Origin of the sequence: Flavobacterium sp. (assembly GCF_031363805.1) — a bacterium.
GTDB lineage: Bacteria > Bacteroidota > Bacteroidia > Flavobacteriales > Flavobacteriaceae > Flavobacterium.
In genome coordinates this window covers 1-4346 of record NZ_JANLVD010000029.1, presented here as the reverse complement: position 1 = coordinate 4346, position 4346 = coordinate 1, and the positions used below count along the sequence as shown (strand labels likewise).

The 4346-nt window shown below is 33.6% G+C and carries 4 protein-coding genes; 3 read left to right on the top strand and 1 reads right to left on the bottom strand.

What is annotated here, in order from left to right:
- Together RMN92_RS01990 and RMN92_RS01985 are read left to right on the top strand one after the other, a co-directional pair.
- Positions 1-915 (top strand): DUF4329 domain-containing protein (locus RMN92_RS01990; protein WP_309607788.1); only part of this gene is annotated, 915 nt, incomplete at its 5' end.
- Positions 915-1241, top strand: coding sequence for a YbbC/YhhH family protein (locus tag RMN92_RS01985; RefSeq protein ID WP_309607787.1), 327 nt, complete (start codon positions 915-917; stop codon positions 1239-1241). The genes RMN92_RS01990 and RMN92_RS01985, both read left to right, overlap by 1 nt.
- Before the next feature lie 117 nt (positions 1242-1358).
- On the opposite strand, the gene RMN92_RS01980 is transcribed toward RMN92_RS01985, so the two are convergent.
- Positions 1359-1697, bottom strand: coding sequence for a helix-turn-helix transcriptional regulator (locus tag RMN92_RS01980; RefSeq protein WP_309607786.1), 339 nt, complete (start codon positions 1695-1697; stop codon positions 1359-1361).
- 143 nt (positions 1698-1840) lie between these two features.
- Between RMN92_RS01980 and RMN92_RS01975 the strand changes: the two genes are divergently transcribed.
- Entirely contained in the window at positions 1841-4156 is a 2316-nt protein-coding gene (locus tag RMN92_RS01975; protein WP_309607785.1) for a CHC2 zinc finger domain-containing protein, read from the top strand.
- Positions 4157-4346 lie beyond the last annotated feature (190 nt).

Here is a 4346-nt window from a genome sequence, read left to right as displayed (position 1 = left end):
GAGGAAAATAATTATTATCCTTTTGGGTTAAAGCATACCAATTATAATTCTGATCCAATTGTACTCTCAGGCTCAGCAACTAGTAGAAATACTTTTAGAATAGCTCCGGCAGGATTTAGTCCTTATTACCAGTATAAGTTTCAATCTCAAGAGCGTCAAGATGAGCTGGGACTTAACTGGGACAGCTTTAAATGGCGAAATTATGATTTTGCGATAGGAAGGTTTATGAGTATTGATCCATTAACCGAAGAATACCATACATGGTCTCCATACGTATTCAGTGGAAACCGAGTCATAGATAGTAGAGAGCTAGAGGGACTAGAACCTCTTTCAGTACATTCTACCATGGATGCAGCTGCTAATAACTTCGGTACTTATTATAATGCTACTTCTATATCAGTCAATCAAGAATATGGTTCAACAATTTATCAGGCAGCAACCTCAAGTGGTGGAATTGGTTATACTTATTCTGCTGCGAATGTTGGAACTACGGGAGCTTCTGTATCTGTTAGTCCTGCTCCTGCTGGGACTGTTTCTACAGGCGACATTCACACCCATGCAGCTTACGACCCTGCATATGCTAATAATATTTTTTCAGGTATTCCAGCTACTGGCCCTAATACAGCATCAACAACTGGAGACGTTGGTGATAATAACTCAACAGGACTTACTGGGTATGTAGTTACCCCAAATGGTTCATTACAAAAATATGACCCAGCAACAGGTGTTATTTCAACATTAAGCACTACTATGCTTAATGACCCAAAAGACCCTACAAGTCCAGTTCCAATACCAACTACTCCAACTGGAACGCTTCCAACTCTAACCCCAACTGGTTCAACGTCGACTACAACAACGACACCAGCATCCACAACTTCGACACCAACATCAACACCTAGACCAATCATACCATAATGAGAAATAGTATAAATTTTAAATCGGTAGCAATGCTTTTGTTGCCAATTGTTTATCTTGCATGTACGACAGTTAAAGATATGAAGAGTGAAAATCATGTGAATTATGTTCCAGATGAGGAAACAGCGATAAAAATTGCAGAAGCAATATGGTATCCAATATATGGAAGTAAAATTGAAAATTCTAAACCATACAAAGCTCACATGAAAGATAGTTTAGTTTGGATTGTTGAAGGAACACTCCCAAAAGGAGTTAAAGGAGGCGTTCCATATATTGAAATTAACAAAGAAGATTGTAAAATCTTGAAAGTTACACATGGAAAATAATTTATAAAATCGTTCCGACCTCTGAAACGAACACCATAACGCATCAGGCAATCGCAATCACATTCCTGAATCATAGAAACCTAACAACTGGATAGTAAATCTGGTCGTTAGGTTTTTTTATTTATCAAAAGCTTTTTTAGTTTTATAGTTCTGAATAACGTTATCTACTAAAAAGAAAAGATGTTTTTTAGTATCTTCATCAAGTTGGTCAATATCTTCAATTCTTTTGATAATCTCTTTATCATAAGTAGAAAACTCACCCTCTCCAATTAAAAAATCAACAGTTACATTAAAACTTTTAGACATTTTTACAATTACTTCAATAGATGGCATATTAGTATTACGTTCGTAATTACCAACCATTACACGAGAAGAATTTATTTGTTTAGCTAAATCTTCTTGTGACCAATTTTTTGCTTTACGCAACTGCGTTATCTTACTTCCTATGTCTAACATCTTTGTCTTGTGTAAGTATTTTTTAACTAATTAATGCAAATATAGGAATAGATTTTTATCAAAAGAAATATCTGTCTATTGTTTAAATGAAATACATACTATACATTTGCAATATATATATATCATTTAAAAAGTTTTCAACAATGGAAATAACCGATATCAAACAAAACTTACCACTAGCAAACGTATTGCAACACTACAATTTTACAGCCGATAAACACAATATGCTCCGTTGTCCATTCCACGACGATAGCACAGCAAGTTTACAAGTAAGTTTTAGCCAAAATAAATACAAGTGCCACGCTTGCGATAAAAAAGGCGATGTAATCCAGTTTGTTCAAGATTATGAAAAGCTAACCAAACATGAAGCACTAAAAAAATGTACGGCAATGATAACAGTGAACCCAACAACCAACAACAATAAACCATCAACCAAAGTAGAACCAACAATAACGGCAAAAGTAAATACGTACTTCCTTGAAAAGATGTTTTTAAGTTTTAGAAAAGGATTGTTATGTAGTGAGCCAGCCAAGGAATATTGCAACAGTAGAAATTTAGACTTTGATAAATTAGAAGTAGGTTTTAATAGTGGTCAGTTCCACCACGGAGCAAGAAAAGACGAAAAGTTAATTAGTGATGCAATGCAATGTGGACTTTTAACAATGGCAGGAACCAACAGCAGAACAGGCGGACAAGCTTATAAACCTTTTGGCAATAAATCAATTTTGTTCCCATTAAAAAATAGAGAAAACCAAATCGTTAGTTTTTATTTTAGATCAACAATTAATAATGAGAATGCAAAACATTTTTATCTGAAGAACCGACAAGGAATTTATCCAAATTATCCAAATCCTGATACCAGGAAATTACTGCTTACTGAAGCTATCATCGATACAGCGAGTTTATTACAGATAGATGATATAGCTAATAATTATACACTACTTACAAGCTACGGAACGAATGGACTAAACGAAGAAATCCTAAACGCAATCAAACCCTTAAAACAGTTAGAGGAAATCATTTTCTTTTTTGATGGCGACAAAGCAGGAAACGAAGCCGTTATAAAATATGCTGAAATCTTAAGAGAACTACACCCAAAAGCTAAAATAAGCCAAGTAGAAACACCAAAAGATGAAGATATTAATAGTTTAATTATTGGACACGAAACAGACATTTTAATCCATCTAATCGACCAAAGAAAAGAAATCCCTTTTTTATTTTCTATTGAAGATACTAGCACTATTATTGAAGAACCGATAAAACAAAAAGTCACTCCAGAACCTAAACCAAAACAACCCATTTTAGAAAATACCATTGATATTTTAAAGCAAGATAATCTATTACAACAAATCAATAAATTAATAGAACAAAGCGGAATAGTTGGAGAAGCAAACAGCCGGTTATTACTATTTATAATTGCATCAAGCTACAAAACAAAACAGCCATTACACGCTATAGTACAAGGAAGTAGCGGAAGCGGAAAAACGCATTTAATTAGTAAAATAGCCGATTTAATCCCACCAGAAGACGTACTGCGATTTACAAGAATTACAGAAAGTAGTTTGTACAATTGGGGCGAATACGACTTGGTAAACAAACTATTAATTATAGAAGATTTGGACGGACTGAAAGAAGAAGCACTTTTTGCAATGCGGGAACTCATAAGCAATCAAAGATTAAGCAGCAGTGTATCTATTAAAGATAAAAAAGGAAATATCAAGAGTGTTAAGAAAGAAGTAAAAGGCGTTTTTAGTTCGTTAAGTGCTACAACCAAAGGCGATTTATACGAGGACAATATGAGCCGGAGTTTTTTATTAGCCGTAGATGAAAGCCAGGACCAAACCGATAAAATAATCAATTATCAAAACAAACGAATAGCAGGAGAAATAAACGAAAGCCAACAAGAAAAAGCCAAAGAACAATTACAAAAAATATTACGAGCTTTAAAAACGGAAGAAGTACAAAATCCGTATGCCACACAAATACAACTCCCTGAGAACGTACACAAAAAACGGAGATTAAACGAAATGTTCCAAAGCATTATCAAGCAGATCACGATCATTAACCAATACCAGAGAAGAACCCAAAACAATAAACTCATCACAGAGATAACCGATGTGGAGGAAGCAGTAGAAATACTTTTTGAAAGTATAATATTGAAAATTGACGAGTTAGACGGCTCGCTCCGACAGTTTTTTGAACGACTAAAAAAGAAGTTTAAAACCGATGATTTTACAAGGTTTGAAGCAATGGAAACTACAGGATTTAAAAAGACACAATTGCAACATTACATTAATCAATTAGTACAACTAGAATATATAAAACAATTTGGACACGGCAACAAAGGATTTAAGTATAAGATAGCCTATTTTGATGATATACAAAGCGTTAGAAAAAAATTAAAAGACCATTTTATAAAACAAATACAACAGTTAAAACCGAACACTAACGAACGCTAAACGAACACCAAACGAACACTAAAAAATCTATAAAACCCTATTATATAAGCAAAAACCAAAAAAATAACTCTAGCGTTCGGTCAAAATAAAAAGTACAACCTAAAAAACATAATATATGATAATAGAAAATACAATAAATGACTTTAGAAGAGAATTATTAAACCTGGGATATAGCAAAAATGCAGTAGTA

Excerpts from the sequence above, each read along its gene's own strand:
- RMN92_RS01985 (WP_309607787.1), top strand. The coding sequence starts at position 915 with ATGAGAAATAGTATAAATTTTAAATCGGTAGCAATGCTTTTGTTGCCA.
- RMN92_RS01980 (WP_309607786.1), bottom strand. The coding sequence starts at position 1,697 with ATGTTAGACATAGGAAGTAAGATAACGCAGTTGCGTAAAGCAAAAAAT.
- RMN92_RS01975 (WP_309607785.1), top strand. The coding sequence starts at position 1,841 with ATGGAAATAACCGATATCAAACAAAACTTACCACTAGCAAACGTATTG.